Source organism: Frankia sp. AgKG'84/4 (assembly GCF_023242965.2).
GTDB lineage: Bacteria > Actinomycetota > Actinomycetes > Frankiales > Frankiaceae > Frankia.
Genome location: NZ_JALKFU020000549.1, coordinates 1 through 3,594 on the forward strand (window position 1 = coordinate 1; position 3,594 = coordinate 3,594).

Sequence of the window (3,594 nt, forward strand, 5' to 3'; positions counted from 1 at the left end):
GGCCGGGCGGGGATCGCGCGCAGGCCGGCCGGGGTCAGGGCGAGCGCGCCCATCCGGTTGCCGGTGCGGGCGGTGAGGAAACCGACGGCGGCGGTGGCGGCGATCGCCAGGTCGCGTTTCTGCATGGTCCCGGTGCCGAACTCGGTGCTCGCGCTCAGGTCGACCAGGGCCCAGGTCTCCAGCTCGCGGTCGGCGATGAGGTCGTGGACGTGCGGGACGGTGGTGCGGGCCGTGACCGCCCAGTCCATCCGGCGCACGTCGTCACCGACGGTGTACTCGCGGCTCTCCGCCTTCTCGCTGCCATGGCCGGGCAGCAGACCGAGGTGATCGCCGAGCAGCAGGCCGTCGAGGCGGCGCAGCACGGTGAGCTCCAGGCGGCGCAGGGTCCGCTCCACCGCCGGATCGGTGCCCGGCGGGCCGGCCGCGGCGGGCGGCGGTGCCGCCGTGGTCATGACGTCTCCGTCGTCGTGACGCCCGAGGTCAAGAGATCGGTCCGCGGTCGAGGTACTCCGGGAAGCCCGAGCGGGGGTTCGTTCCCCAGCCGCCGGTGTGCGGGCCGGTCGCGTAGGGGCCCTGCTGGCGCGGCGCGACCTGGGGCGGCGCCACGGCGCCGAGGATCCGCGCGGCGATCACGTCGGCGCTCAGCCCCTCGGCGAGTGCTTCGTAGGACAGCACCAGCCGGTGTGGCAGCACGTCCAGGGCGACATCGGCGACGTCCTCGGGGACCACGTAGTCCCGCCCCCGCAGCAGGCCCAGCGCCCGGGCGGCGGCGACGAGGCCGAGCGAGGCGCGCGGCGAGGCGCCGTAGGCGAGATGACCCGTCAGTTCCGGCAGGCCCGCGTCGGCCGGCGCGCGGGTGGCGAGCACGAGGCGCACGGCGTACTCGATGATCGCGTGGTGGACGAACACGTCGTCGGCCCGGCCCTGCAGGCGCTCGAGCACCGTGGGGCCGAGGACCCGCTCCGGCGTCGGCGGTGAGACGCCCATCCGCCGGACGATCTCCAGCTCCTCGGCGGGGCTCGGGTAGGGCACGGTGACCTTCATCAGGAAGCGGTCGCGCTGAGCCTCGGGCAGCGGGTAGACGCCCTCGGACTCGATCGGGTTCTGGGTGGCGAGCACCAGGAACGGCCGGGGCAGCTTGTGGGTGGCCCCGCCGAGGGACACCTGCTTCTCCGACATGACCTCCAGCAGCGCCGACTGGACCTTCGCCGGCGCCCGGTTGATCTCGTCGGCGAGGACGAAGTTCGCGAACACCGGCCCCAGCTCGACGTCGAACGCCTCACTCGTGGCCCGGTAGATCCGGGCGCCGACGATGTCCGAGGGCACGAGGTCGTTGGTGAACTGGATCCGGACGAACGACCCGCCCACCACCGTGGCCAGCGTCTGCACCGCCAGCGTCTTCGCGACTCCCGGCACGCCCTCCAGCAGACAGTGCCCGCGGGCGAGTAGCGCGACGAGCATCCGCTCGACCATCCGGTCCTGGCCCACGATCACTTTTTTGATCTCGAACAGGGCACGCTCGAGCAGTGCCGCGTCCGTGGTGGTGTCCGGTGCCGCGAGGCTGGCCGGGCTGCGCCCTTCGTCCATGCCGGTATTCTCCCAGCCTCGTCGCGAAACCGGGGACCAAAGGACTAGGCACGGCTCGGTCCGAAGACACTTCTAACCCGCTGTTCAGGAACTTTCGGTGTTTCGGCGGCGAATCGCCGGTGGCTGGTCAGCGCAGCGCACGCGACCGGTAACGCCGATCGGGCCCGAGGATGCGTTCGGCGGCCAGCCGCCCGGAGATCAGCACCATCGGGACACCGACGCCCGGTCGGGTGCCGCTGCCGGCGAACACCACGTTCGCAAGCCCCGGCGCCATGTTCGCCGGCCGGAACGGACCGGTCTGGCGCAGCGTGTGCGCGGCGGCGAACGGCGCGCCCGCCGCCATCCCGAGCGCCCGCCAGTCCGCCGGGGTGGTGACCCGCTCGACCTCGATGGCGGCGCCGAAGCCGGGATAGCCGCGCCGTTCGCAGGTGGCGACGACCTCGTCACGGTAGCGCCCCCGCAGCACCGACCAGTCCAGCCCGGCGGTGAGGTTCGGCGTCGGGAACAGCACGTAGTACGCGTGCGCGCCCGCCGGCGCCAGCGCCGGCTCACTGCGCGACGGTGTGCTGACCAGGAAGGACGGGTCGCTCATCAGCTCGCCGCGGTCGATGATCTCCCGGAAGGTCCGCCGCCACGCCCCGCCGAAGTGGATGGTGTGGTGCGCGCCGTGCGGATAGTCCACCCGGGCCCCGGCGAGCAGCAGGAAGCAGGACGGTGAGTACCGCAGCCGGCGCAGTCGGGCTGGCGCCACCGTCGGCGGCAGCAGTTCCGCGTAGGCGATCGGCAGGTCCGGGTTGAGCACGACGGCGTCCGCGGCGATCCGCTCGCCGGCCGCGGTGTGCACCGCCACCGCGCGGCCCCCCTGGACCTCCACCCGGGTCACCGTCGTGTCGTAGCGCAGCGTCACGCCGTGCTTGGCCGCCGCGCCGGCCATCCCCTCGGCGACGGCGTGCAGCCCACCGGTCGGGTGGTAGACCCCGGCGACGCAGTCCATGTACGAGATGACCGAGTAGAGGGCGAGTGCGTCGTGCGGGGCGAGCCCGGCGTACATCGCCTGGAAGGAGAACATCCGCCGGGTGCGCGGGTCCTTCAGGTACCGGTTGACCACCGGGGCGAGTCGGCGGAAGCCCCCGAGCGCGGCGAGGCGGGCCAGCTGTGGGCGCAGCAGCGCGACGGGCGAGTCGACCTGCGCGTCGATGAACCGCGTCAGCTGCGCGCGGAACATCGCGGTCACCAGTTCGACGTAGCGCTCGAAGCCCGCGGCCTCCGCCGGGCCGCACACCGCCCGGATCCGCGCGGCGGTGTCCGCCGGGTCGGCGCACACGTCCAGCGACGAGCCGTCGTCGAAGAACGCCCGGTACATGGGGTCGAGGCGGGTCAGGGTCACCCACTGGTCGAGGTCCTCGCCGACGCAGTCCAGCGCGTCGGCGATCAGCTCCGGCATGGTCAGCACCGTCGGGCCCGTGTCGAACCGGTAGCCCCCGACGGACAACAGGCCGGCCCGCCCGCCCGGCACCGGCTCCCGTTCGAGCACGGTCACCCGCCGGCCCGCGCCGGCGAGGCGCAGCGCGGCCGAGAGCCCCGCGAAACCGGCTCCGACGATCACGACATGGTCGGTCGGGCCCTGCACGGTCCGCATCAGCCTTCCGCCTCTCCGCTGGTGGCTCGCCACTGCTGGGGTCTCGTTGTCACGGGGGTCTCGTCGTTTCTGGGGTCTCGTCGTTCTGGGGTCTCGTCGTTCTGGGGTCTCGTCGTCACCGGGGTCTCGAGGTCACCGGGGTCTCGAGGTCACCGGGGTCTCGACGTCACTGTGCCCGGGCGGTGGCGGCGATCGCTAGACCGGTGAGCGCGTCGCGGGTGGTTGCGTCCACATCGCAGGCCGCCAGCGCGGCCAGCGCCGCGGCGGTGTCGGCGGCGATCCGCTCCTCGGCCACCGCCAGCGCGCCGCAAGCCATGATCATCTCGGCGGCCCGCTCGACGGCGCCGGGCGGGGACGGCGAGCCGATC

Annotated in this window: 4 protein-coding genes; all 4 read right to left on the reverse strand. The window is 73.4% G+C overall.

Features of this window, described 5'->3' with window-relative positions:
* Positions 1-452, reverse strand: a 452-nt coding sequence (locus MXD58_RS22960; RefSeq protein ID WP_250609901.1) for a DUF58 domain-containing protein, incomplete at its 3' end; no start/stop codon positions are given.
* 28 nt (positions 453-480) lie between these two features.
* Positions 481-1,587: an AAA family ATPase gene (locus tag MXD58_RS22965; protein ID WP_248840091.1), complete on the reverse strand. Its 1,107-nt coding sequence runs from the start codon at positions 1,585-1,587 to the stop codon at positions 481-483.
* A gap of 127 nt (positions 1,588-1,714) precedes the next feature.
* Positions 1,715-3,226: a phytoene desaturase family protein gene (crtI, locus tag MXD58_RS22970; protein WP_248840090.1), complete on the reverse strand. Its 1,512-nt coding sequence runs from the start codon at positions 3,224-3,226 to the stop codon at positions 1,715-1,717.
* Between the two features lie 166 nt (positions 3,227-3,392).
* A partial coding sequence (locus MXD58_RS22975) for a hypothetical protein (protein WP_250609902.1) occupies positions 3,393-3,594 on the reverse strand: 202 nt, incomplete at its 5' end.